Raw genomic sequence first — 24,531 nt, 5'->3', positions numbered from 1 at the left:
GCCAGCCGGGTGCATCGGTCCCGGAGTGCCGCGACGGGCGGAGTGGGGGAGCACGTCGTTGGGCCAGGTTCCTCGCGGCGACCGCTACCCGTGCAGAGATTCGTGCTCCTCCAGGTCGGCGGTAATCCAGGTGCAGATCCGCCGCGCCGCCGACATGCTGGCCCAGGAAGTCAGCTCGACGAGGGACTCGTCCGTCGGGCGGGTCTTCCGGAACTCCACGACCGTTGCGGTGTCGACCTGGGACGAAGCGAGCGCGGTCTGCACGGCGATCAGGCCGGCCGGCCGGTCCGGTGGCGGCAACTTGGCGACGGCGTCGGCGATGAAGAAGCGATCGGGCAGCTCGCCGGTCCAGTTGGCCAGCAGGCGGTGCAGCAGGTTCCGCACGGTCTCCGGTACCGAGCGGGCGCCGGCGGCGTCGATCGCCACCGCAGCGCGGGCGAAGGCCTCCGCGACGTGGGGGTTCTCGCGGGTCCAGGCAAGGTCGCTGGCCAGTGGTCCGGTGGGCAGCAGGTCGAGCGACGCTCCCGGGGGGTGCTCGGCGTGCAGGGCCATCCTCATGAGGTGGCTGAACATGAGCAACGTGCGGCTGCGCAGGGCCCGGGGGATGCCGCGCGGCAGCGGGGAATCCGGCAGGAAGATGTTGGCCATGCGGTTGATGTAGTGGAAGGTCAGCACGACGCCGACCAGTTCCGGGACGTGCTTGAGCGGGAATGGCACGCGCCGCGCAGCGGTCGTCGCGCTCGCACCGCTGCGCGCCCAGTCGGCGACGCGGCGCACACCGTGATCGGCCTCCGTGTCCTCCGGCGAAGTGGCTGACAACGCTTCCAGGGCCATGCCCTGGACCTGCGCGCAGTAGGTGCACCCGTTGCTCAGCGACACGGTGGTGGCAACCGCCTCCTTGGTGTCCCGCTTCACGTGCCCCGTGACGACGAGCGATTCGCGGAGCATGAGCCAGCACGCGGCCAGCGCGTCCGGAGCCGACGCGTGGAGCACCACGGGGAGGGGGAGCATGCCGAATTCCCGCTCCGCCTGCTGGTACACGGTGGAGGTCAGGCCAATGGCTTTGCGCATCGGGACCGGCGACACGTGCTGGATGTCGTTCAGTGTTCTACGGAGAGCAGTTTGGAGTAGAATTCTCCTCAAGTTCGCCTCCGTTCATTTGTCGGTGCCGAGCACTATACTCACGTTAGTTCGTCGGAGCAACTGACTCATCGCGCATAATTACTGGTTTGCCAGGATGTGTCCGCCGCTGCGCGTCGGTTCCCGTGCCGCCGGATTTTCCGGGCGGTTTCCTCCACTTCGCGTAGCGTTCCGTCGGTCTGGCGCAACTATGCTGTGCCAGATGATGACTAGGACGTACGCTGGCCAGCTGTGCGCGGTTGCCCGAGCGCTGGAAGTGGTGGGCGAACGGTGGACGCTGCTGATCATCCGATCCGCATTGCTCGGAGTGACGCGTTTCGAAGGGTTTCGGCAGTCGTTGGGCATCCCGCGCAACGTGCTGGCCTCCCGGTTGAACCTCCTCGTCGACCACGGCCTCCTCGAACGCGTCGCGTACCAGCAGCGTCCGGTGCGTTACGAATACCTGTTGATCGAGCAGGGGCGTGAACTCGCCACGGTCATCGTCGCCCTGCTGGACTGGGGGAACAAGTACTGCGTTGACGACTTACCAGGACCACCGCTGCACGTGCTGCACGACGGGTGCGACGGGCACGTGCGCGCGGAGCTCGTGTGCGAGCACTGCGGTCAAGCGGTCGGTCCAGGTGAGACCGCCGCGGTCCGGGCGCCCTGGCGCCAGGGCGGCGACGGGCCCTGGCCGCCGGCCGGTCCATCAGACCGCGTCCCGTAGTGGAGGGGACGTCGATGGGACGTTGACCGGGACCGCCGCGTCGTAGCTGACCTCGATGCCGCGTTCGCGGGCTGCTTGGACGATGCCCGGCACGGCCCGTTCGGCGAGCGCTCCGATGGTGAGTGCCGGGTTGACGGTGAGCGCACCGGGCACCGCGGACCCGTCGGTCACGAAGATTCCCGGGTGACCGCGGAGTTCGTGCCGGTCGTCCAGCGCCGAGGTCGCCGGGTCGTCACCAATCCGGCAGGACGACAGCGGGTGCACCGTGTACGCGCCGACCAGGTCGTTCGTCCACGGGGTGACTTCGGCCAAGCCGTCCCGCTCCAAGATGTCCTTGACCTCCGCGTCGGCCTCGGCCCAGGCGCGCAGCGTGTTGGCGGTCGGCGCGTACTGCAGCACGCCGCGACCGAGCATCTGCTGGGAGATGCGCATGGCGTTCCCGGTCGGCGGGGGAGGCCCGAACACGCCCTCGTTGTCGTCCTCGACCATCTGGAAGATGATCAACCAGGACTTCCAGCGGTCGAGCATCTCCTTCTTGGCCGGCCCGAACCAGGCCGGGGCGTCGGCGCCCGGTGCCTGGGCCAGGATCGTGCCCAGGCCGGGTGGGAAGTAGAGCTGCTCCAGGGAGAACCGCGAGTGCTCCGGCAGCGACCCGTCCACCCGGTCCCAGTTGGCCACCACTGGTCCCTTGCCGATCTGGTTCGCCTCGTAGGCCAGTCCGTTCCCGCGGTCCAGGCCCAGCACGTCCCGGACCCGGTCCTCGTTGAGCACCGCGGTGTTCAGGCGTTCCCCGTTCCCGGAGAAGTACCGGCCGACGGCGTGCGGCATGGGCCCGAGAGAGCCCTCGGAGCGCTTCAGGATCAACGGTGTGGCACCGGCCCCGGCGGCGAGCACGACGAGCTTGGCGTCGATCGCTCCGCCACCGGTGTGGACCCGGTAGTCCTCGTCGTCGATGTTCGTGTAGTGCACGCGGTAGCCGTCGTCAGTCCGCTCGATGTGCTGGACCTCGTGCAACGGCCGGATCTCCGCCCCGTGCGAGACGGCCGCCGGGATGTAGTTGAGCAGCAGCGACTGCTTGGCGTCGAAGCGGCAGCCAGCCATCATCCAGTTGCAGTTCGTGCACTTCGTCTGGTCGACCCCGACCGGTACGGGGTTCGCAGTGCGTCCGGCGTGCGTGCAGGCCGCAGCCCACAGACCACCGGCGTAGCTGACGTCGTCCCAGCTCTGCTGCTCGACCGACATGGCCTCGGAGATGCGGTCGTACCAGGGGTCGAGGGTTTCCCGGGTGATCGACGCCGGCCACATCCGCCGACCGATGCTGCCGCGCCGTTCGAACGCGTACCGGGGTGCGCGGGGCAGTGCGGCGAAGTACACGACGCTGCCACCGCCGACGCAGTTCCCCGACAGCACGCTCATGCCGTCACCCGCGACGAAGTCGAAGACCCTGGTGTAGGACGAGCCCAACAGGAAGTCGTGCTCGAAGTCCTGACCGGACAGCCAGGGACCGCGTTCGAGAACGGTGACGCGGGCACCGCCGGCGGCGAGGTAGTAGGCGGCGATCGCGCCGCCGAACCCGCTGCCGACGACGAGGACATCCGTTGACTCGACGGTCATTCTGGGCTCCCTGACGGTGTGGTGTTCGGGTGCGGTCGGGCGAGCGCCCTGCGGTAGGAGTGCTCCGGCGCTCGCCAGAGTCCGTCCTCGTCTGGGCGGCTGAACCCCATCGCGAGCAAGCCGGGGTGGCCCTTCGCCACCGCGTCGGTCGTGTGGATGTGCGCCGCGCTGTCGTAAGCCATGTAGCTGAACAGCGCGAGCAGGACCCAGGCTTCCTTCTCCGGGTGGCCGGGGGCGACGAGCCGGGTGACCAGGTCGGTGCGGTGCTCGAACGAGAGCGCGACGAAGGGTGGGACTTCGGCGGGTGGTTCCAGGCCCAGCTCCGCGAGGTAGGCGCTGGCGTGCGCGTTGAGCTGCTCGACCATCGAGCCGAGGCCGTCGGCGATTCCAGTAGCGGGGGTTCGCAGCAGCTCGAGGGCGCCGGCCTGCACCGCCCCCGAACCGGTCGCCGCTCCAGCGATCGCCCCGTCGTCAGGGGACCGTTGTTCGCCGGGTACGATGGTGTCGGCGAACGCCTCGAGCGTCATGGTATGGACATCGTCGGCATCCATCGCGTTTCCTTCCGTCCGCGCTGGCCCGGGGCGACCCGAGTGGAATGCTGGCACGGTGCTGCGGCCTGTTTGGTCCAGGCTCCGACATCGGTAATTCGCTCGGCAACTCTGAACGTGCTCACCAGGTGGTCGTAGTCCCGATTGGTTCCATTGGTCTAGGGAAACGTGTCTTCCGTTGGTCGCTGACTGCGTCGCACAGACTAGTGAACAGTGGGTTACGAATTGCTTGCGTTTCGTAGATGTGGAGTGCTAAAGTCCCAATTGGCTTGATCAAGGCGAACTCTTCCAAGGAGTTGCGTATTTCAGTTATCGACGCGGTGACTGCGATACGAATGAGTTCGACGTATCAATTAGTTTGCCGTGGCTGTGCATCCTGGTTGGCTGGGGGACGGACTTTTGGTGGATTAATGGACGAACTCGTTGAGAATGCCATTGGTCGGGCTATTGACCTCATGTGCAGGAATATGGCCGAGCGTGTCACGCTGGATGATATGGCTCGTGCGGCGATGTTCAGCAAATTCCATTTCTCGCGTATATTCCACAAGGCGACTGGGGTGTCGCCGGGACGTTTCCTGGCCGCGATTCGGATGCAGGAGGCGAAGAACCTGCTGCTCGCCACTTCCCTGAACGTCACCGAGATCAGCCAACGGGTCGGCTACCAGAGCGTGGGGACCTTCAGCTCCCGTTTCCGGAGCAGCGTGGGGATCTCCCCCAGCACCTACCGCCGGCTCGGCGGCGGCGCCTTGCAGGTGTGCGGAACGACCGCGCGGCGCCCACCGACTTCCAACCCGCCGGCGACCCTGCGAGGTCGGATCGGTGTGCCGGAGATCCCGGCCGGCCTGGGCAAGATCTTCGTCGGCCTGTTCCCGGACCGGCTGCCAGAGGGGCGGCCCGTCCGGTGCACGGTGCTGGGTGAGCCGGGACCGTTCGAGTTCGATGACGTGCCACTGGGGACCTGGTACTTGTTGAGCTACTCCGCCTCCGCCGACCGTGACCTGGTGGCGCCCAGTCCGCAGGCCCCGGAGAAGGGGCTGTACGTCGGGTCCAGCGGGCCGATCACCATCCGGCCCGGGGTCCGGTGGCCATTCGCTGACCTGGTGCTGCGGCCGATGAACCGGATGGATCCACCGGTGCTGTTGGCGCTGCTCGACGCCCGCGTGCTCCAGGGGGTCGGCACCTGAGTGGCGTTGGTGCGGGTCAGTCCGGCAGGGATGTGAAGTGCGCCCGGATCCGCTGCCGCCACACCTCGTACTGGGGATCGGCGCCTGACTCGCCACCTCGCACGGCGGTGTCGTCCGCGAGCGCCACTGCCGCGTCGACGCTCATCTCGCCGAGCGCGTTTGCCGCCCATTCGGTGTGTTCGGGTACGTGTCCTGCCCACGATCGCGCCTTGACCGCGAACACCATGCCGAGTGCGACCTCGTCGCGGTACCGCTCCGCGGAGCCGCGGAGTTCCCGGAACCCCTCCCTGCTGATGCCGCCGGCGAACGTCGCGGCCAGGCCCACCCCGCTCCACAGGTCGGCGTGCCGACCGGGCTCGAACTGGCGCACGGCAGCGGCGACGGCATCGGGGCGGGCACCGTTGATGAACCACAGGGCCCGGCCGATCCCCTGGTCGACGGCTCGATGGAAGTAGCCCGGTCGGCCTTGCCACGGGTAGGGCGCGGGAACGTGCTGCCGCTCGACCCACCTGCTGGTGTCGAAGTAGGCGCGGTCGAATCCGTAGCCGTCGACCGCCAGCCAGCTCATCGTGGGGTGGTACGGCGAGGACCCGGTCAGCTCCGGGAGGACCCGGCGCCACAGCGGGCGGGGGAGCCGGGCCATGGCGAAGCCGATGCCGATGTAGGCGAGGAAGAGGTGCGGGCGCCCTGGTCCGTCGAGCAGGTCCCGGGCCCTCCGGCCGCGCCCGCCGCGGATCGCGTCGAGGATCGTGCACGCCATCGTCGCACCCTCGTAGGCGAACCCGAGTTGTTCGGGCCGCACCAGCGACAGTCGGCGCTCCAGTTCCCACAAGGAGCGGGTGTCGAGCGCCCACTCGAAACCGCAGAGCACGGCCTGCGGGATCGCTTCCAAGTGCTGGGCCGTTTCGGTTGGTGTGGCTGGGAAGCCCCTGCGCTCGAAGGTGACCTCGGACAGCGACGGCGTCAGCAACAGCCGCCGCACCGAGCCTGCCATCGTCGGCATGAATCCCTCCTCGTGCGCGCGGCTCCTGTGGAGCTCGCGCGGGAATCGTCGGTCATCCGGTGGGGAAGCGCGAGCGCCGCAGCGCGCCGCTGTGGCGTCATCCCCGTGGTGTCCGGTGCTGTGGTGGCCGGAACAGCATCGGCAGCTCGGCCACCGCTCTGATGTCCCCGCGGACCCGGAGGTCACCGCTGTCGAGCGAGTCGTGCAACGACCGGGTTCCGCACAGGTAGGCGTGCAAGGTGGGAACGTCGGTGTCCAGGGTCGCGTCCGGTGCGTCAGGCTCACCGCGGGACAGGTGGAGCTGGCCCTCGACTACGCACACGCGGTAGCGGCGCTCGCCGATGTTGAGTCCGAAGCGGACAGTCCTGCCGCAGGCCACCTCCGGGTCGAACATGACGCGCAGCGACAACACGTTGGCGTCGATGCTGCGAGGTGCGCTGCGCGGTGGTTCCGGTGACTGCAGGGCCCACCCGCCGAGCGCGTGCACGACGGGTTCCAGCTTGTAGCCCCATTCGGTCAGTTCGTAGACGTGGACGGGCGCGGGCGGTGGCGACCTGCGACGGCGCGCCACGCCTGCGCGGACGAACTCGCGCAGGCGCTGAGCGAGGACCGTCGGGCTCGCGCTGGGGAGGTCTCCGCGCAGGTCCGTGAAGCGCTTCGGCCCGAGCAGGAGCTCACGCGCGATCAGCAACCCCCACCGGCCACCCACGATGTCCAGGGCGTGCGCTGTTGCGCACCCGTCGTCGTAAGAACGCTTGGGTGCCATGTCCTCCAGGGTAGTCGTTGTTCGACGGTTTTCCCGTGTCCAGCGGCGATGTTGTGGAATTCGCGCGATGTTGCGGTCTTCGCGGGGAGGTGGCGGTTCAGTCATGGGGAGGCGGGTCGTGCGGCACGGTACTGGTCCAACATGTCCTGGGCCGCGGCCGATGCAGCGGTCAATCGTTCCGCCGGGTCGACGTCGTGCACCAGCACGTCGTGCATGGATTCGGAGAGCAGGTCCTGGATCCGGTAGTAGTCGCCGATGAGCGCGCCAGCGGCTGGCTGGCCGCCCGCCACCTCCTCGTCCAACTGGTCGCTGGGGGCGCGGTGGTGCGGGTGCTCGTCGAACCAGCCCTGCCGTTCCAGCAAGTCGAATCCCGACCGGGTGACGGGCAAGAAGCTGTGCTCCTGGTGGTACTCGGCGACGTGCTGTGGATTGGCGAGGAACTGCATGAAGGCCAGTGCGCCGTCCTGGGCGCGCTGGTCGAGCCCGTCGGCCAGCCACAGCGAGGTCCCGGCGACCACGTTGCCGTGGTACGGCACATCGGCGTTGTACGGGAACCTGGTGACGGCGAGGTCGAACCCGGCCCGCTCGGCGGCTTCGGCGGTGGCGCCGACGTCGTTGGACGAGCTCATTCGGAAGGCGAGCTGTTGGTCGGCGAACAGCTCGAACGTGCCGAACCAGTCGCCCATCTCGCCCGAGTACTGGTAGAGGCCGTCCTTGTGCAGTTCGCGCCACCACGACATCCAGGCGAGCAACTCCGGCGCCGCGAAGTCGATCGCCGTGGCGGGTGCTGCCCGCCCGTTGTCGTGGTCGGCGATCGTGCCGCCCTGCACGGCAATGGCGTGCTGGAAAGGGATGCCGTGGTTCGCCCAGCTGATCGCGTGCGCGGGACCGGACGGCGACTGCGACACCCGCTGGCACGCGGCGCGGAGTTCCTGCCACGTTCGCGGGACTTCGGTGACTCCGGCGGCCTCGAGTGCCGTGACGTTGGTGTACAGGTTGTAGGTCGTCGCCACCGTCGGCAGTGACCGCAGCTGGCCGTAGCAGGTGTACTGGGCGCGCAAGGCGGGCAGCAGGTCGCCGAGCACCACGGGTTCGCCGAGGACCTCGGTGCGGTCGCCCACCGCGGCGGCGATCGAGGTGAAGAGCGGTCGACCGTGCTGGTCGACCTCGTCCAGCGCGTTCGGAACATCGGTGTAGTAGTACTCCGCGATGGCCGGGGCGGTGCCCTCGCGCGCCGCCCGCGCCACTTCGCCTGGCATGTCCTCGAAGTGGACGCCGCGGATCCGGACCTCGTACTCGGGGTGGGCCTGCTCGAAAGCCCGGGCCCTGGCGTGCAGGGTGTCCATGTAGTGCGGGAAGGTCAGGTCCGCCAACCAGGCGTCCACGACTGTCCGGTGTGTCATGCGCATCCCCTTCGTGCTCTCGGGTCGGTGGGTTCCTGGTCCAGTCCGCATTCCGGCGTCATGCGGGTGGTGCGGCGCCCCGTCAACCGGGGTGGGGCGGCTCAGTGCGCCGCGGCGGCCGAGGTGGTCGGTGCGCCCAGGTAGTCGCCCACCACCTCGCGGACGACCTTGCAGTCGAGCAGCAGTGTTCCGGTGCACCCGCCGGCCCGCCAGGTGCGCACGGCCTCGAGGTCCCGTACCGTCCGCACCACCGCGGCCTCGGCGCCGAGCGACCTAGCCAGACCGCAGAAGTCGGTGTCGGTGAAGACGGTGCCCGCGGCGACGGGGAGGTGGCCGTACATGTGGACCTCCGCTCCGTAGGCGGCGTCGTCGTACACCACCACGAGCGCCGAGTCCGCGGTGCGGATGAGCGTTTCCAGCTCAGCCAGCCCCATGAGGGCACCACCGTCCCCGGTGGCCAGCACCACGACGCGGTCGGTCCGTCCGACGGCGGCCCCGACCGCGCCGGCGAATCCGAGGCCGATGCTCTGCAACGACACACCCGTGAAGACGAAGCCCGCTGGATCGGGGACCGGCCAGTACCTCGCGGGCCAGCCGATGAAGTGGCCGCCGTCGGTCACCACGGTGCGCTCCTCCGGCAACAGCTTGGCCAACGCCAGCGTCAGGCTGCGCGGGTCGATCCGCTCCGCCGTGCTGCGATCGGTGAAGCCCAGCCGTTCCCAGCGCGCACCGTCGAGCCGGTCCGCGACCCGCTGCCGCCAACCGGACGGTGGAGTCCGACTCGTCAACGCGTCGCACAGGGCGGTGGCGACGTCGAGGGCGTCGGCGACGACACCGACATCGGTCCGCGGTGACAGCTGCTCGGCCCGGTGGTCGACTTGGACCACGGTGGCCTCCGGGGGGATCAACCGCCCGCCGTGCAGGGTCCATCCACTCATGCTCGTGCCGAACGCGATGACCAGGTCAGCGGCACCGATGAGACCGACGGCCTCCGGCGACGACAGGTTGCCCACGATCCCGATCGACCACGGGTTGTCCCCGAACACCCCCTTGGCCTGCAACGTGTTGGCGAGCAACCCGCCGCAGAGGTCGGCGAGCCGAGCGATCTCCGCTTGCGCCCCCGCACGCCACGCGCCGAGCCCGGCCAGCAGCAACGGTCGTTCGGCGGCGCCGATGAGCTCGACCAGCTCCGCGGTTCCCGGCGGCCTTTCTGGTGCCGCCCGCACCGGCGTCGGCGCGGGCGGCACCGGTGCCGTCACCGGTGCGGGCGAGTCCTGCACATCCACCGGCAGGAGCACCAGCACCGGCCGTCCTTCCGCGCGCGTGCGGTGCAGCGCGGCGGTGACCGCCGGAACGGCTTCCTCCGGTGCGCTGACCCGTACTGCCGCGGCCCCGAGCGCGGCGGCGAGGGCCTCGTCGTCGATGTCGATGGGCCGTTGCCGCCCTCCCGGTGGGGCGCCGCACAGCACGACCAGGGCGCTGCGGTTCTTCACCGCGTCGGCCAGGCTCGTTGCCGTGTTGGTCAAGCCCGGGCCGTAGGTCACGGTGCACACGCCCACTTCGCCGCACACGCGGTGGTACGCGTCGGCCATCGCTGCCGCGCCAGCCTCGTGCCGGGCAGCCACGTACCGCACGTCCGTCCCGGTCAGCGCGGCGACAAGGTGGACGTTGCCCACCCCCACCACCCCGAACGCGCGTCGGACACCCGCGTCGGCCAGCGCTGCAGCGATCGCTTCAGCGACCGTCGTCATGGCGTTCCCCCGATCCACCCCGCACCGCGGGGATCACCCGGCCTGCTGGAGCACCCGGCGCCGCATCTCCGGCTCCAGCAGCGCTCGCGGCGGGTCAACCAGGCCGGTCACCCGCATGAACCCGGTCATCACGGCCGGGTCCCGGCATGCTGCCGCCATGACCTTGGCCATGTAGTCGTTCATCTCCCGCATCTCCGCCGACGGTTGACCAGCCACCTCCGGGTAGGCGAGATCGCCGCCGGCGGCGGTGTTCCACGGCAGGTCGATCACCTCTGCGACCGCTCGCTGGAACGGCAGTGGATCCGGGACACCGCGCTGCGAGTGCTCGCGCAGCACCAGGGCCTCCAGCGCGGCCACGGTCATGCCCTGTCCGTAGACCGGGTTGAAGCTGCACGCCGCGTCACCGAGCACGACCAGCCCGCCCGGGAACCGGGTCAGCTCGTCGTAGCGCGGGCGGATGCTGGAGGGGAACCGGAAGGTGACCGGATCGCTGATCGCCTCGGCATCGACGACCACCCGGTGGATGTCCTGGGTCGGCAGGGAGCGCACGTACTCCAGGAAGCCCTCGGGGTCCACGGGGGCGCGGTCGCCGAGCACCCCGCCGACAGAGAGCACCCACTTGCCGTCCTCCATCGCCGAGAAGAAGGCGCTGCGCCTGGTCACCGGGGAGGGCAACGGGTTGACGGACCGGACACCGCCCATCACCGACTCGTCCGGAAGCCGGTAGACCCGGGTGGTGTAGCTGAAGTCGATCTTGATCTGCTCCTCGGTGGGTCTGTCGTAACCGAGCTCCTCCAGCCACACCGGGGTGCGCGAGCCGCGGCCGGTCGCGTCCACCACGAGGTCACCGTCCACGGTCTCCTCGGTCCCAGCGTGCACTCGTGCCCCGGTGATCCTGCTCCGGTCCGGCGTGGCGACCAGACCGACGATGTCGTGCTGCTCCAGGAACTTCACGTTCCCGAGCGCGGCGACCCGGTCCCGGACGAAGCCCTCCAGCACCGGCCGGGTCGCCGACAGGTACTTCACGCCGGTGTCGGTCCGGCATGCCTCCTGCCCGGCGAAGAACCACCGGTGGGCACCGAGGTCACCGGTCAGCGCGCCCGCCGCCACCGCGTCCTCGGTGAACCCTTCGAAGAGTTCGTCGAGGACTTGGTGGCCGCGGGCGAGCAGCCCGTGGATGTGCGCACCCTGCGGCACACCGCGCCGCGGTGAGGTCACCCCGAGCAGCTTGTCGCGGTCGACCACCAGCACTTCGGTGAAGTTCTCGGCCAGCACTCGTGCCGCGAGCAGGCCGGCCATGCTTCCGCCCAGGATTACCGCGCGGGTGCTCATCGCGTCTCCTCCGCTATTCGTTGTCCGAGGTCGGCCACGGGTTGTGCACGGGGGTGTTCTGGTAGGCGGCGAGACGCCAACCCGCGCCGTCCCGCACGACCAGCCAGGAGGCGTAGATCGCCCGGTGGTCGCTGGGCTCGGTCTGGCCGGGCTCCAGCACACCGCCGCGCGTCAGCAGGATCGCCACATCGTCACCGAGCATTCGCATGCTGACCGGCGTTCCCGTCACCCGCGTGCCCTTGAACCGCCCCCGGTACGCCTCTGCCATGTACTCGCGGATCCCGTCGCGGCTGTCGCGGTAGACCCCCGCGATGATCATCGACGCGTCCTCGACGAACTGGTCGGCGAAGCTGTCGGCATCGTGGTTGGCCCATGCGGCGCCCAACTTCTGGGTCAGTGCGGCGATGGCGGCCTTGTCCGCGTCGGTCGGCTCGCCGACCCCTGCAGTGCTCGTGCTCATTGGACACTTCCTCTCCGGCTGCTCAGACGTACTGGGAGTTCGGCGGTAGACCGCACAACACGCGGCCGTACAGCTCGGCGTTGGTGTTCGGGTGCATCAGCGCGTGCTGGTGCACGGCGTGGATGTCACGGGCGATCCGCTGGATCGGCACGTCGGTGTAGATCGACGAGCCGCCGCTCGCCGTGGCGAGGACGTCGATCGACTCCCGCACCAGGCGCACCGCCTGTCCCAGGTCGGCACGGGCCTGCACGCGCTCCTCGATCTCCCACTGCGCTGCCTCGCGGCCCTTCGCGTCCACCATGCCGGCCAGTCGCTCGGCGTGGAACCCGGCCTCGTCGAGCTTCAACGTGGCCTCGGCGACCTGCAGGTGGGTCAGGGGAGCGTCGCGTTGGCTGTCGTAGTCGCTGTAGGTGATCTTGCGCCCGGGCAGCCGCTCGGCGAAGGCCTCCTGCGCTGCCCGGCCCAGGCCGATGATCGGGCCGCTCGACGAGGCAGCGGCGACTGGCAGCAACGGGACCCGGTAGGTCTTGGACTCCGCGGTCCGGTGTGACACCGGTTCCCCGTTGACCGCGGCCATCAGGGACAGCACCCGCTCCCGCGGGACGAACACCTCGTTGGCGACGGTGCTGACGCTCCCGGTGCCCCGCAGGCCCGCCGTGTGCCAGTCGTCGACGATGGTCAGGTCGGACATCGGCACCAGCGCCATCACCGGCTGCGGTTCGGAGTCCGGGCTGACGTGCATCGCGATGATCTGCTGCCACTGGCTGTGGTGCGCACCCGAGATGAACTGCCACCGACCGTTGACCACGACCCCGCCGTCGACGGGCGTGGCGGTCGCACTCGGGCTCAACGTCCCGCAGACGCGGGAGTCCGGGTCGGCGAACACCTCGTCCTGCACCTCGTCGGGGAACATGCACGCCATCCAGCCCGGAATCGCGTACACCGCCGCGACCCACGAAGCGGACCCGTCACCGCGGCCGAGCTCGGACAGCACCTCCACCATCGTCCGGGCGTCCACTTCGTACCCGTCGTAGCGCTTCGGCTTGCGCATGCGGAACACACCAGCGTCGGCCATCGCGTCGACCACTTCGTCGTGCAGCCGCCGGTTCTCCTCGGCCCACGCCGCGTGCTTGCGCAGCGTGGGCAGGATGTCGGACGCCTTGCGCACCAGCTGTTGCCGGGATGGGAAACCGATCTTCGTCACGAGGACCTCCAGACCAGGGATCGTTGGTGGGGACTACTCCGCGGCTAGTGCGGGCAGCACCTTCGCGGCGAGGACTTCGACCTGCTTGAGCGGCTCGGGGGAGGAGAGGATGCCGATCACGGTCTGGATGCCCTGACCAGCGAGCTGGTGCAGGGTGTCGATCAGCTCCTCGGGGCCGCCGTCGTCGACGACGTCGAAGGGCAGGCAGCAGGTCTTCTCGATGTCGTCGTAGTTCCGGCCGACCTCGGCGCAGAGCTCCCGCAGGCGGTCGAGCCGGGCGGGCATGTCCGGTGTCGGGTAGAGGTTGCACGCGTCGCCGTAGCGGGCGACCAGTCGCAGGGTCTTCTCGCCGGCGCCGCCGAGCATGATCGGCGGGTGCGGCCGGGTTAGGCTCTGCGGCACACCCAGCACCCGGTCCAACTGGTAGTGCGCGCCGCGGTGCGCCCGGCCGTCACCCTGCTCGCCCTGCCAGTACCCGAGCAGGATGTGCAACGTCTCCTCGAGCATCTCGAACCGCTGGGCGACCGGGGGGAAAGGGATCCCGGAACCGGCCGCCTCGTCGGCGTTCCACCCGACCCCGAGGCCCAGCGAGGCCCGGCCACCGGACAGGACGTCCAGCGTGGTGACCGTCTTGGCCAGCAGTGCCGGGTGCCGGAAGTGCACCCCGGCGACCACCGGGGAGATCCGGCAGCGCTTGCTGTTGGCGGCCATCACCGCGAGCGTGGTGAAGCACTCCAGGTAGGGCGCCTGCTCACCGCCCGCGTTGAAGCCCTGCCACAGGTGATCACCCGTGCTCAGCGAGGTGAACCCGGCCTCGTCGGCGAGCTGGGCGAAGCGCGCCACGGTGGGCCCGATCGCCGCCGGCCCGCCGGGCCAGTCGAATGCTCCCAATTCCAGGCCAACCCGCACGTTGCGACTCCTCACTGTGTCGGCACTTCGTTGACTTGCGCACCGGGGCGGGCGGGCCGCTGCCAGGGCGGCGGTCGCGGCTCCGCCGTCCGCGCTGCTGTCCGGTGGTCGGTTCCTCAGGCGTGGGCGGGGGAGGGCGCGTTGAGCCGGACCGGGAGGTGCGTGTGGGCGTTCATGATGAACGTCGGCAGCGGCTCCAACTGGTCTGCCTCAACCGCGAGGCGCAGTTGCGGGAACCGCTCGAAGAGTGCGGGCAGTCCGATGGATGCCACGAGCCTGGCGATCGCGGAGCCGAGGCAGTAGTGCGGACCGTGCCCGAAGGACACGTGCTCCTTGTCCGGCCGGGTGATGTCGAAGTCGGCCGCGGTATCGCCGTGCAGCGCCGGGTCGCGGCCGAGGGCGGCGTAGTTGATCAGGATCGGCTCACCCTGCTTGATGGTCAGCCCGTCCAGCTGGATGTCTTCGACCGCGAACCGCAGCGGCAGGCTGGCCAGCGGGCACTCGACGCGCAGCGTCTCCTCGACCACGTCGGACCAGCTGGCCTTCCCGGCCCGGACCAGCTCGAGCTGTTCGGGATGGTTCAGCATGGCGGTGATCGCGTTGTCCAGGAAGTTGATCGTGGTGTCCGAGCCGGCACCCAGGATGGCGAAGATCGTGTCGGTCAGCTCCTGGTCGCTGAGCTTCGCGCCGTCCTCGTCGTCGCGGGCGGCGATCAGGTCACTGGCGATGTCCTCGGCTGGGTTGGCGCGCTTGTCCGCGATCAGCTCCTCGACCGCGGCCCGCCAGCCGGCCAGGATCCCCGCGGCCTGCTCGGGTGTGACGTCGACGTCGGCCATCCGGTTCATCGCGATCGCGGTCTGCCTGCGTTGCTCCTCGGTCATGCCGATCAAGCCGGCCATGAGCCGAGCGGGCAGTGGGTAGCAGAACAACGCGCGGATGTCGACGACGTCCTCACCGGTCGCCTCGATGTCGTCGAGCAGGTCGGCGACCAGTTCCTCCACCCGGGGCCGCAACTGCTCTACCCGCCGCGCGGTGAACGCCTTGCCGATCAGCCTGCGCAGCCGCAGGTGGTCCGCGCCGTAGGCAGTCGACACATTGTCCATCGCCACCCAGCTGATCAACTGCCAGCCCGGGGGGATCTCGCCGTTGCGGAACGCGGGCCAGTGCGCGTGCGCGCTCTTGGTGACGTTTCGGTCGCTCAACAACTGCTTGGCGACGTCGAAACGGGTCACCCACCAAGCGTGCACGCCACCGGGGAGCTCGACCTTGACCGCGGGTCCTTCGCCGCGCACCTGGGTGGCGACCTCGTGGATTCCGCTGCCGCTGCTGTCGAGGACGGGGCATCGGCTCTGGGACATGCTTCAACTCCTCGAATCGGTTTCGGGTTGGGCGAAGTGGAGCTGGGCCAGCTCGCGGTTCGCCATGCCGGCCAGGAAGATGCCGAGCCCGGCATGGCTGTGCAGCATCGACATGTCGCGCCACACCCGCTCGATGCGCTCACCCGCGCGCACCGAGCTGGAGCCAGCGGTGGGGAACAACTGGCCTTCGACGGCGTGCCAGCACAGCCGCACGGCCTCCCGGCCGATCAGGGCGAGCCGCAGTTCGCCTTCGCGGGTGATGGCCTGCGGTCCGCGCGCGCTCAGGTCGTGCCACTGCCGAACCGCGTCCAGCACGGCAGCCTCGGCAGCCGCGATCATGCCCGCTGCCTCGCCGTACCGGGACTGGAAGTCCGGGTCCTCGGTGCGTGGCACGATCGGCCAGAACGACGTGGTCCGCGCCCGCATCAGCTCGTCGTAGGCGTCCAGCGCGCCCTGCGCCATCCCCACCGCGAGGAAACCGAGCTCGAGCAGCATGAAGCTGAGCGCCCCGCCGCCGTACTCGGGGTTGTCGTGCAGGGCGCGGCCCGGCATGTCCTCGGCGGGATCGACCATGCTGAGCAGGCGGTCGACCGTCAGGTGGTCCGGCACGAACGCATCGGTGGCCGTGATGCCGTGCGACCCGCTGCCGCGCAGGCCGAGTTGCGCTCCCCAATCTTCTTCCAACCGCCACGATTCGCGCGGGATGACGAACATCAGCGGCCTCGGCTCAGGGTCCCCCTCGCGCTGCACCATGGTGTGGCCGAGGAAGTGGGTGGCGTACGGCGATCCCGAGCAGTACCGCCAAGTCCCGGTGAGCAGCCAACCGCCGTCGACGCGCCTCGCCTCGCCCGCAGGGGCGACCGTCGCGGGGCAGATGAAGTCACCGCCCGCGAACAGCTCCTGCTGCGCTCGCTCCTCGAAGAGCGAGCTGACCACCAGTGCGTGCGCCGCGCCGAAGAGGTACATCCAGCCCGTGGACGGGCACCCGCGGCTGATCGCCATGCACACCCTGGCGAAGGTGCCCGCATCGAGCTCGTGCCCGCCGTACCGGCGTGGCACGAGCAGCCGGTACAGGCCCGCGGTGAGGAACTGCTCGTGGATGTCCGGTGCGCAGTAGGTCCGCTGCTCGGTTTCGGCCTGGCGGTCGACGAGGCCTGCCGCGATGGCCTCGGCCCGTGCCACCGCTTCCGCCGGGGTGAGTTCGAGGCCGGTGGGTTGAGCCCGTCCTGGGCCGGTTCTGGTGCTCGTCATGTGCGCTGGCTCTCCTCGTTGCGTGGGTGGCGGACGTGCGCGATCAGGTCAGCGCGGCCGTGAGCCGGTGTCGCAGGTCGTCGGCGATTCCAGCGATGGTTGGTTCGTCGAACGTGTTGGCGTTGTACTTCAGGTTGCTCGCGATCCGGCCGGAGCGAAGGACCTCCAGGGCCCACGAACCACCGTTGGGGATGCTCGAACTCCGCGACTGCGACAGCCGACGCTCGCGGATCGCGCTGCCCGTGGCCCTGCCGAGGGTGAGTTCGTCGGCGAAGGCAGGGGGCTGCAGCACCTGGAACGCGACGACAGCGCCGCCCGGGTCGCCGAACGGCTCGGCGATCCGCGGCACTTGGTCCACGATGTCGCTGAAGGGGATGTCGTGCGCGTAGGCTTCGAAGCAGGACGCGCGCACCCGGCCCACCACATCGCGCAGGTGCCGGGTACCGGTCAGGTCCGTCAGCAGCGGGAGCAGGTTGAAGAACGGGCCGACGGTGTTGTTGAAGTGCTCCTGGTACCGGCCCGCCGTGAAGGTCGGTGTCATCACGGCGTCCACTCCGGTCATGTCCCGCAACTGCATCTGGTGCGCGGCGAGCAGGACCATGAACGGTGTGCTGCGGACGGATCGCGCGAACGCTTGGAGCCGCGCCGAGAGATCGTCGTCGAAGATGCTGCGGTACGCGGCGTAGACGTCGTGCCGGTCGTCGGGCAGCGGCCGGTCGGTAGGGACGGCGGTCATGCTGGCCCCGGTGAGCTTGTTCCGCCAGTGGGCCAGCGCTGCCTCGTCGGGATGTCCGTGGCGCCGCTGCCAGGCGGCGAACTCCGCGTACTGCGGGGCCGCCGGCAGCTCGACGGGGGTGCTGGTGAGGCGCGCGGTGTAGCAGGCGGCGAGGTCGCGTGCCAACAGCCCCATCGACCAGTCGTCGCTCGCGACGTGGTGCGTCGCCAGTACCAGGACCGAGTCGTCCGCGTCGAACTGCCCGAGCACCGCCCGCACGAGCGGCAACTCCCGAACGTTGAGCGGCTGGTCGTCGACTTCGTTGAGCAGCTCCTCCGCCACCAGGTCGCGGTCCCCGCCGGGCAGTGCCCGCACCGAGAGCTCGGCCGGACCCGATGGGTGGACGACCTGGCGCCCTCCGCCGTCGGGCACGACCGTGGTGCGCAGCACGTCGTGCCGGGCCACGACGTCGTCCAGCGCCTGCTGGATCACTTCGGGCTCCAGCGGGCCGGAGATCCGCCAGGCGTCGACGAGCGTGTGCCGTTCGCCGAACGCGCCGTCGGCGTCGCCCTTGTCGAAGGCGAGCAGGAATTCCTGGTTGAAGGAGAGCGGGACGCCAGTCATGCGGTGGGAACTCCTCGCGTGGTCGTCGCGGGCAGGAGGCCGTCCAGCCAGGCGTCGAGCTCGCGGACCGTCGGCGTGTTGAACACGTCGGCCACGTGGACCTCGACGTCGAACTCCTGCTTGAGCCGGGTGGCCAAGCGGACCGCGAGCAGCGACTGCCCACCGAGGTCGAGGAAGCTGTCGTCGATGCCGACCCGGTCGATGCCCAGCACCTCGGCGAACACCCTGCAGAGCAGCGCCTGGCGGTCGGTTGCGGGAGGCTGGTAGGCGGCGGCCGGGTCGAGGACGGGGTCGGGGAGCGCCGCGCGGTCGACCTTCCCGTTCGGGGTCAGCGGCAGCGACTCCACCTCGACGAAGGACGCCGGAACCATGTAGTCGGGCAGGGCAGCCCGGGCTCCGGCGCGCAGCGCCGCGAGGTCGAGCGCCGAGTCCTCGGGAACGAGGTAGGCGACGAGCCGCTTCTCGCCGGAGGAGGAGACCCGCGCCGCCACCGCGACGTTGGCCACGCCGGGTAGGGCCGCGAGGGCGTTCTCGACCTCGACCGGTTCCACCCGGAAGCCCCGGACCTTGATCAGGTCGGTGGCCCGCGACACGAATTCGACCAAGCCGTCACCGGTCATGCGGACCAGGTCACCGGTGCGGTACATCCGGTTCCCGGCACCGGCGAACGGGTCGGCGACGAAGCGTTCGGCGGTCAGCTCCGGGCGGTTGTAGTACCCCTGGGCGAGCCGGGTGCCGCCCACGTACAACTCGCCGACGGTGCCGTCGGGGACGGGTTCCTGGTCGTCGTCCAGGACGTAGAGCCGCACCCCGGCCATCGCGCGGCCGAGCGGCACTCCCTCGCCGGTTCTTGGTCTCGGGACCGGTGCCGAGGCGGCGAACAGCGCCAGCTCGGTCGCCCCGTACATCGACCTGACCACAATTCCCGGGCAGGCGTCCACCACCGCTCGGACCGCGGCGGCACTGATCACATCACCGCCGGTGAGGACTTCCTCCACACCCGTGAGGCAGTGCGGTGCTTCCTCGGCCACGACTCGGAAGAGCCCGGCGGTCAGGTGCAGGCCGGTGATGTCGTGCTCGGTGATCAAGCGGCGCAACGACTGCGGGTCGACGTCCTCGGGCGAAGCCACCACCACTTGACCGCCGCGCAGCAACGGCACCCACACCTCGTACACGGCCACGCTGTAGGCGTACGGCGCGACGGCGAGCACCCGCCGGTGGTACCTGCCGTCCCAGCAGGGATCGGCAACGAGCTCCAGCACGGCCTGGTGCGACACCGCCACCCCGAGGGGCTCACCGGTCGACCCGGAGGTGTGCATCACGTACGCCGTGTCGTCGGGTGTCGTCGGACTCGCCGGGTCCGTCCGGGGCAGCCCGGCCGTCGCCGGGTCGGCGTCGACCGCGATGACGACGCGGGCGTCAGGCATCGCGTGCTGCTGCGTGGCGCTGTCGACGAGGAGGACCGGATCGCCAGCGCTGCCCAGGATCCGCCGCATCCGGTCGAGCGGGTACGCGCCGTGCAGTGGCATGTAGAACGCGCCCGCCTTCAGCACGGCCAGCAGCGCCACCACGAGGTTGGCCGAGTGCTGCATCAGCACGGCGACCGGTGAGCCGGTGCGCACCCCGAGTGAGCGCAACCGGTTGGCGAGTTGGTTCGCGCGGTCGTCCAGTTCCCGGTAGGACAGTCGATCCTCGCCGTGCACCACCGCGATTGCTTTCGGCGTGCGCGTGGCCTGTTCGGCGAACCGGCTGTGAATTGAAGGAAATCCCATTCGCGATCCCCCGTGCACCGAAGGGTGGTCGGATGTGCCGTCTCCATGCTTGTGATGCGGCGCCCGCGGCGCCAACTCATGCATTGCCCCGTGCGATCGAGGCCGACCTGTGCCCGCCGTCACGCCGGACTGCCGGGCAGCTCGATCGAGAGGCAGTGCCGGAACTCGTCGCGCGGGTCGTACCGCTGCTTGACCCGCTGGAGGCGTGGGTAGTTCGCCCCGTAGTAGAGCGTGGACCACGGCACCCCCGAGGTGTTCCACCGCGGATCGGCCAGGTCCCGGTCCGGATAGTTGATGTAGGCGCCCTCGTTGCGCTCGTCGGGAACGGGTACCCCGCCGGTGTCGGCGTAGATGTCGCGGTAGAGCGCACGGAGGTTGGCGATGTGCCGCCCGTCCTCCTCGGGGTCCCACCACGAGGAGAGGAAGGACCCCTTGAGCACCGAACTGCGCTGCACGGCCGCCGTCGCGTCGGGTGGCACCGCGTTGACCTGGCCGCCGTAGCCGATGAACATGAAGTAGATCGACCTCGGTTCCTCGGTGGTCAGGTGCCGGTACGCCGCGGCGATCTGCTTCGCGGTGTAGCCCTTGCGGAGGTAGGCCGACTTGAGCTTGAAGCGGGAACCGCCCAGCCCGGTGTGGTCACCCCGGTTGCTGTGGGTGAAGAAGTACAGCCAGGACACGACCTCGTTGTCAGTGCGCGCTGTCGGCTCCACGTCGACGCCGTCGGTGACCGCGTCGAAGAATTCGTTGGTCAGCTCCCGCGCGCCGGGGATGTCGTCGTCGATGAGCGAGCCGACCACGAACACCCCGCCGGACCGGTGGGTCGCGCAGAAGAAGGCGGTCAGGTCGGTCTCCCGGGCCCCCGGCGCGCTGTTGCGCTCGAACCAGGACGCGTAGTTGCGCATGATCCGGGCGAAGGCGCTCTCCGTCATCGTCTCCCAGGACCACACCAGGTGACCGTTGCGCCACCGGACCGGCGCCCTGGGGAGCAGTTCTCGCGGATCGGTCGACGTCGCGCCCGGGGACCGCAGCCAGTACCGGGTCACCACCCCGAAGTTGCCGCCGCCCCCACCGGTGTGCGCCCACCACAGGTCGTGGTGCGGATCGGCGGGGTCGTCGGTAGCCACGACGGCGGAGGCCGTCCCGGACTCGTCGACCACGACGACCTCGACCGCGCACAGGTAGTCGACGATGGCGCCGTACCGCCGGGACAGCGGCCCGAAACCACCGCCGACGAGGTGGCCGCCGAGGCACACCTCGGTGCCCTCGCCCGCTGGCACCGTGACACCCCACCGCTTGTACAGCGTGCGGTAGGCATCACCGACCTTGGCACCCGGTTGCATCGAGAAGGCGCGTCGCGCGGGGTCGAAGTCCACTTCGGTCATCGTGGACAGGTCGAGCAGCACACCGCGCTCCGCTGGCCCGGTTCCCTCGTAACCGTGGCCGCCGCTGCGAACGGTGACCCGCTGGCCCTTCGCCACCGCGTCACCGACCGCGGTGATGACTTCTCCGGTGCTGGTGGGGAAGCAGATGGAAGCGGCATCGGACACGAAGCGCTGGTTGAAGCCGCACCGGATCGCGGTCTCGTACCGGGGGTCGTCCGCGGTGACGGCGGCCGGTCGCGACCGGGCGGTGGCGGGCGGATGCCCGCGGTTCTCGGGTGGGGTCACTGGTAGGCCTCCGAGGTCGTTCTCCGTGTTGCGCGGCGACGGTCTCCGGTGCGGTAGATCCACCACTGGACGAGCATCAAGTTGCCCACCCAACCGAGCCACCGCACTCCCTCCTGGACGTACTGGATGTCGATCACGTCGGTCATGGACAGGCCGACCCGGCCGAGGATCACACCCCACACGTTGTTCATGACGATGGCGAAGCTGTAGAGCATCAGGCGGCGGTGCCGGACGAACTGGCGTTGCCGGGCCCGGACGAACGCCATCGCGGTCACCGCCATCCAGGTGACCGTCGCCGCGATCACCCCGACCTGCCCGGGGATCGGTGCGAACGGAACGATGATGAGACCGGTGACGCCCGCGATCAGGACCGCGACCACGTAGCACCGGCCGCTGATCCGGTGCGCTCTCGGGTGCTTGATCCGCAACCATGGCCACACCTGCAGCACCACGGTGATCATCGACACGGTCGCGAAGAACATGTGGACGAGCAGGATCGGGAAGTACAGCGGGAAACCGTCGTGCGGCGGCAGCGGTGCGGTCGACTCGTCCAGGTGCCGGAACGGGCTCAATTGGTAGACGAGGTACGCGGCCACCACCAGCGCCAGGGGAATGATCCACGGACGGCGCCACCAGACTGGTCGGCCCGGTGCACCGGTCGCCCCGGAGGTGCGCTCGCTGGTCCCGGTGACCGTGTTGGTGTCGCGGGTCATGGTTTCAGCACCATCCCGGCCGACGGTTGGTGCGCACCCCGCAGCACGGAGCGGAACGCGTCGGCCACCGCTTCGGGTCCGCTGCCGCGCTGGACCTCCATCCAGGACTGGGTTCTGGTGAGGAATTCCTCCTCCGCCTGCCGGAAGCGGCTCCGGTAGGCATCGGTGCCCACCTCGGCCATGATCTGCTCCTCCACCGCGGGCGTGAAGTACTGCTGCGGTTGCGGGTCGCCGACCTCGGGTGGGGCGAACGAGGTGCTCGGGTGGGTGAAACCAGCGAGGAACGTGGTGCGCAGCTGGTCGCCCGCATGCCGGTAGATCGCACGGATCCGCTCGGCTGAGTTGGTGAAGTCGATGAACACGGTGGGGCCCGTTACCAGGTCGGTGCCCAGCTCGTCGTAGCTGAGCACGGAGTCGTGGAGCTTCCGCTCGAGGACGAACGACTTGTGCTCCCCGGAGGTCACACCGGTCACCGAGAGGTCGTCGCGGCGCAGCAGCAGCTCCGCCAAGCCGAGTGCCGTCCTGCAGGACGCGCTGCTGATCAGCACCGACTTGACGCCCTGGGTGCGCTGCTGGTCGATGACCTCGGCAAGGGTGAACGAGCACGGGAACAACGGGTGCAGCAGTGCCCGCAGGTCGTCCAGGTCGCCCGCGTCCGGTGCCACCGCCTCGTAGGTCCGGTACCAGTCGTGGGGCACGGCTTGCTGCCCGGCGTCGAGGAAACCGCCGGCGACCGGTTCGGGCGTGACCGTGAAGTGGGTGGACATCGGCAGGTACCCGAAGAACCTGCTTCCTTCGGCCACGCCCTCGGCGCGTGACTCGACGACGCGCGCGAACCCCCAAACCGGTACCCGGCCGAACCCCTGCGGCGCGGGGAAGGCGTCGAAGAAGCGCAGCGGGGAGTCGCCGAACAGCGCGTAGGTCGCGGTGAGAGTGGTCAGGCCGAAGCGTTCGACGGCGAGGCGCACCTGGCCAGGGCGCAGTAGCGCGGGCGAGACCTCACGCACTTCGTGCCTGGTGAGGTCGTCACGGTCGAACAGCAGGTCCCAGGTGTCCGTCGTGGGCATGTTGCCTCTCTTCCGTTCGTTGCACCGGTTGTGCGGTCAGCCGACGACCTCGTCGATGGCGGCGCCGACCACGGCGCTGATCGTGTCGAGCTGGGCTTCGGTGGTGATGAACGGCGGGGCGAGCATGATGCCGTAGGGCATGCCGCGGACGATCACACCGTTGCGCCAGCAGGCGGCCTCGACCAGGTCGCTGTCGTCGGCACCGGGAACGCTGATGCCGCACAGCAACCCGGTGATGTTGACCGTGGCCTTGTCGCCGACGGCGTCGGTCAGGTTCTGCCGCAGGCGGGCTGACAGGTGCTGGATCCTGGGCAGGAAACCGCCCTCGGTGAAGTGGGTGACTGCGGCCAGCCCCGCCGCCGTCGCGATCGGGTTGCCGGAGAAGGTGTGCGTCGTCCCGAAGGCCATGTGTCCGTTGTCATCGCGGAACGGAGTGCTGACCCGTTCGTGCATCAGCAGTGCCGACAGTGGCGCGTAGCCTCCGGAGATCCCCTTGCCCGCGCAGATCAGGTCCGGGGTCACGCCGACCGTGTCGGCCCCGAAGTTCTGGCCCGTGCGCCCGAACCCGGTGACGATCTCGTCGAAGACCAGCAGCACTTCGTGCCGGTCGCAGATCTCGCGCAGCCGGGTGAAGTAGCCGGGGTCGGTGGTCGCGAGCTCGCGCAGCTGGCTGAACGTCTCCACGACGAGCGCGGCGACGTTGTCGGGTCCTTCGGCCTCGATGGTCTGCTCGATCAGCGCGGCGGCCTGTTGCCCCGCCTCCTCGGCGGTCAGCCCCCACTTCTTGACCAGTGCCTCCGGTGGCAGGGTGTGCACGGCGCCGGGCATCGGGGTGCCGAACACGCCGACCCCGGGGTGGCCCGTGAGGGCGAGCGCACCGTAGGTGGCCCCGTGGTAGCTCTCGTAGTGGCTGATGATCTTCTGCTTGGTCGGTTTGCCGCGGGCGGTGTGGTAGAGCCGGGCCAACCGGATGGCCGCCTCGACCGCCTCCGAGCCGCCGCTGAGCAGCTTGACGGTCGTGATGCCCTCCGGCGCGAGATCGGCCAGCGCGGCGGCGAGCCGCAGGGCGTTGTGGTTGGTCCCGTGCAGCGGTGGCTGGAAGGCCAGTCCCCGGCGCAGCTGGGCGGTCATCGCCTCGATGATCGGCTCGCAGTCGTACCCGAAGCACGTGACGAAGACGCCGGACAGCGCATCGAGGTAGTCGCGGCCACGGCTGTCGAACAACTGGATTCCCTTGCCGTGCTCGAAGATCGTGGTCCGCTGTGTGAACGGCAGCTCGGCGCAGAACGCCCGGGTGTGCGCTGGCCACTGCATCTCGTCGGAGGTATCGGCTCGCATGGC

Annotated in this window: 21 protein-coding genes; 2 read left to right on the top strand and 19 right to left on the bottom strand. The window is 69.6% G+C overall.

Features of this window, described 5'->3' with window-relative positions; translation table 11 throughout:
- Positions 1–84 precede the first annotated feature (84 nt).
- Positions 85–1,071: a carboxymuconolactone decarboxylase family protein gene (locus ABT324_RS15185; RefSeq protein WP_351176657.1), complete on the bottom strand. Its 987-nt coding sequence runs from the start codon at positions 1,069–1,071 to the stop codon at positions 85–87.
- Positions 1,072–1,342: 271 nt separating this feature from the next.
- Between ABT324_RS15185 and ABT324_RS15180 the strand changes: the two genes are divergently transcribed.
- Entirely contained in the window at positions 1,343–1,846 is a 504-nt protein-coding gene (locus ABT324_RS15180) for a winged helix-turn-helix transcriptional regulator (protein ID WP_351176655.1), read from the top strand.
- On the opposite strand, the gene ABT324_RS15175 is transcribed toward ABT324_RS15180, so the two are convergent.
- The gene (locus ABT324_RS15175) at positions 1,829–3,460 is read right to left on the bottom strand and encodes an FAD-dependent oxidoreductase (RefSeq protein WP_351176652.1); all 1,632 of its coding nucleotides are present in this window, start codon (positions 3,458–3,460) and stop codon (positions 1,829–1,831) included. The two genes, ABT324_RS15180 and ABT324_RS15175, sit on opposite strands and share 18 nt — an antisense overlap.
- Positions 3,457–4,011: a DUF5987 family protein gene (locus ABT324_RS15170; protein ID WP_351176649.1), complete on the bottom strand. Its 555-nt coding sequence runs from the start codon at positions 4,009–4,011 to the stop codon at positions 3,457–3,459. The genes ABT324_RS15175 and ABT324_RS15170 overlap by 4 nt, the downstream gene beginning before the upstream one ends.
- Before the next feature lie 407 nt (positions 4,012–4,418).
- Here ABT324_RS15170 and ABT324_RS15165 point away from each other — a divergent pair, with 407 nt between their 5' ends.
- On the top strand, positions 4,419–5,192 hold the full coding sequence (locus ABT324_RS15165; RefSeq protein ID WP_351176646.1) for a helix-turn-helix domain-containing protein: 774 nt from the start codon (positions 4,419–4,421) through the stop codon (positions 5,190–5,192).
- 16 nt (positions 5,193–5,208) lie between these two features.
- Here ABT324_RS15165 and ABT324_RS15160 read toward each other — a convergent pair whose 3' ends face one another.
- From ABT324_RS15160 to ABT324_RS15085, 16 genes are all read right to left on the bottom strand, one after another.
- Positions 5,209–6,195, bottom strand: coding sequence for a DUF1702 family protein (locus ABT324_RS15160; RefSeq protein WP_351176643.1), 987 nt, complete (start codon positions 6,193–6,195; stop codon positions 5,209–5,211).
- 97 nt (positions 6,196–6,292) lie between these two features.
- Positions 6,293–6,961, bottom strand: coding sequence for a winged helix-turn-helix transcriptional regulator (locus tag ABT324_RS15155; protein WP_351176640.1), 669 nt, complete (start codon positions 6,959–6,961; stop codon positions 6,293–6,295).
- 101 nt (positions 6,962–7,062) lie between these two features.
- Positions 7,063–8,364, bottom strand: a complete 1,302-nt coding sequence (locus ABT324_RS15150; RefSeq protein WP_351176637.1) for an extracellular solute-binding protein — start codon at positions 8,362–8,364, stop codon at positions 7,063–7,065.
- A 101-nt stretch (positions 8,365–8,465) separates the two neighbouring features.
- Positions 8,466–10,115 (bottom strand): thiamine pyrophosphate-binding protein, encoded by a 1,650-nt coding sequence (locus ABT324_RS15145; protein WP_351176634.1) that lies wholly within the window; start codon positions 10,113–10,115, stop codon positions 8,466–8,468.
- 33 nt (positions 10,116–10,148) lie between these two features.
- Positions 10,149–11,447 (bottom strand): FAD-dependent oxidoreductase, encoded by a 1,299-nt coding sequence (locus ABT324_RS15140; RefSeq protein WP_351176631.1) that lies wholly within the window; start codon positions 11,445–11,447, stop codon positions 10,149–10,151.
- Positions 11,448–11,460: 13 nt separating this feature from the next.
- A complete protein-coding gene (locus ABT324_RS15135) occupies positions 11,461–11,907 on the bottom strand; it encodes an SgcJ/EcaC family oxidoreductase (RefSeq protein ID WP_351176628.1) in 447 nt (148 codons plus the stop codon).
- A 22-nt stretch (positions 11,908–11,929) separates the two neighbouring features.
- Positions 11,930–13,111 (bottom strand): acyl-CoA dehydrogenase family protein, encoded by a 1,182-nt coding sequence (locus ABT324_RS15130; protein WP_351176625.1) that lies wholly within the window; start codon positions 13,109–13,111, stop codon positions 11,930–11,932.
- 33 nt (positions 13,112–13,144) lie between these two features.
- On the bottom strand, positions 13,145–14,020 hold the full coding sequence (locus ABT324_RS15125; RefSeq protein ID WP_351176622.1) for a TIGR03560 family F420-dependent LLM class oxidoreductase: 876 nt from the start codon (positions 14,018–14,020) through the stop codon (positions 13,145–13,147).
- 116 nt (positions 14,021–14,136) lie between these two features.
- Positions 14,137–15,378 carry a cytochrome P450 family protein gene (locus ABT324_RS15120; RefSeq protein ID WP_351176619.1) on the bottom strand — a complete coding sequence of 414 codons (1,242 nt, stop codon included), beginning with the start codon at positions 15,376–15,378 and terminating at the stop codon, positions 14,137–14,139.
- Positions 15,379–15,381: 3 nt separating this feature from the next.
- A complete protein-coding gene (locus tag ABT324_RS15115; protein WP_351176616.1) occupies positions 15,382–16,629 on the bottom strand; it encodes an acyl-CoA dehydrogenase family protein in 1,248 nt (415 codons plus the stop codon).
- A 43-nt stretch (positions 16,630–16,672) separates the two neighbouring features.
- The gene (locus ABT324_RS15110) at positions 16,673–17,968 is read right to left on the bottom strand and encodes a condensation domain-containing protein (protein ID WP_351176613.1); all 1,296 of its coding nucleotides are present in this window, start codon (positions 17,966–17,968) and stop codon (positions 16,673–16,675) included.
- Positions 17,965–19,740: a non-ribosomal peptide synthetase gene (locus ABT324_RS15105; RefSeq protein WP_351176610.1), complete on the bottom strand. Its 1,776-nt coding sequence runs from the start codon at positions 19,738–19,740 to the stop codon at positions 17,965–17,967. The genes ABT324_RS15110 and ABT324_RS15105 overlap by 4 nt, the downstream gene beginning before the upstream one ends.
- 119 nt (positions 19,741–19,859) lie before the next feature.
- A complete protein-coding gene (locus tag ABT324_RS15100; RefSeq protein WP_351176607.1) occupies positions 19,860–21,410 on the bottom strand; it encodes an FAD-binding oxidoreductase in 1,551 nt (516 codons plus the stop codon).
- On the bottom strand, positions 21,407–22,123 hold the full coding sequence (locus ABT324_RS15095) for a DUF2306 domain-containing protein (RefSeq protein ID WP_351176604.1): 717 nt from the start codon (positions 22,121–22,123) through the stop codon (positions 21,407–21,409). The genes ABT324_RS15100 and ABT324_RS15095 overlap by 4 nt, the downstream gene beginning before the upstream one ends.
- A complete protein-coding gene (locus ABT324_RS15090) occupies positions 22,120–23,190 on the bottom strand; it encodes a DUF2855 family protein (RefSeq protein WP_351176602.1) in 1,071 nt (356 codons plus the stop codon). The genes ABT324_RS15095 and ABT324_RS15090 overlap by 4 nt, the downstream gene beginning before the upstream one ends.
- Positions 23,191–23,226: 36 nt before the next feature.
- Positions 23,227–24,528, bottom strand: a complete 1,302-nt coding sequence (locus tag ABT324_RS15085) for an aminotransferase family protein (protein ID WP_351176599.1) — start codon at positions 24,526–24,528, stop codon at positions 23,227–23,229.
- Positions 24,529–24,531: the final 3 nt, after the last annotated feature.

Origin of the sequence: Saccharopolyspora sp. NPDC000359 (assembly GCF_040300525.1) — a bacterium.
Lineage (GTDB): Bacteria > Actinomycetota > Actinomycetes > Mycobacteriales > Pseudonocardiaceae > Saccharopolyspora.
The sequence above is the reverse complement of the archived record's forward strand: the minus strand, read 5'-3'. Positions and strand labels throughout refer to the sequence as shown.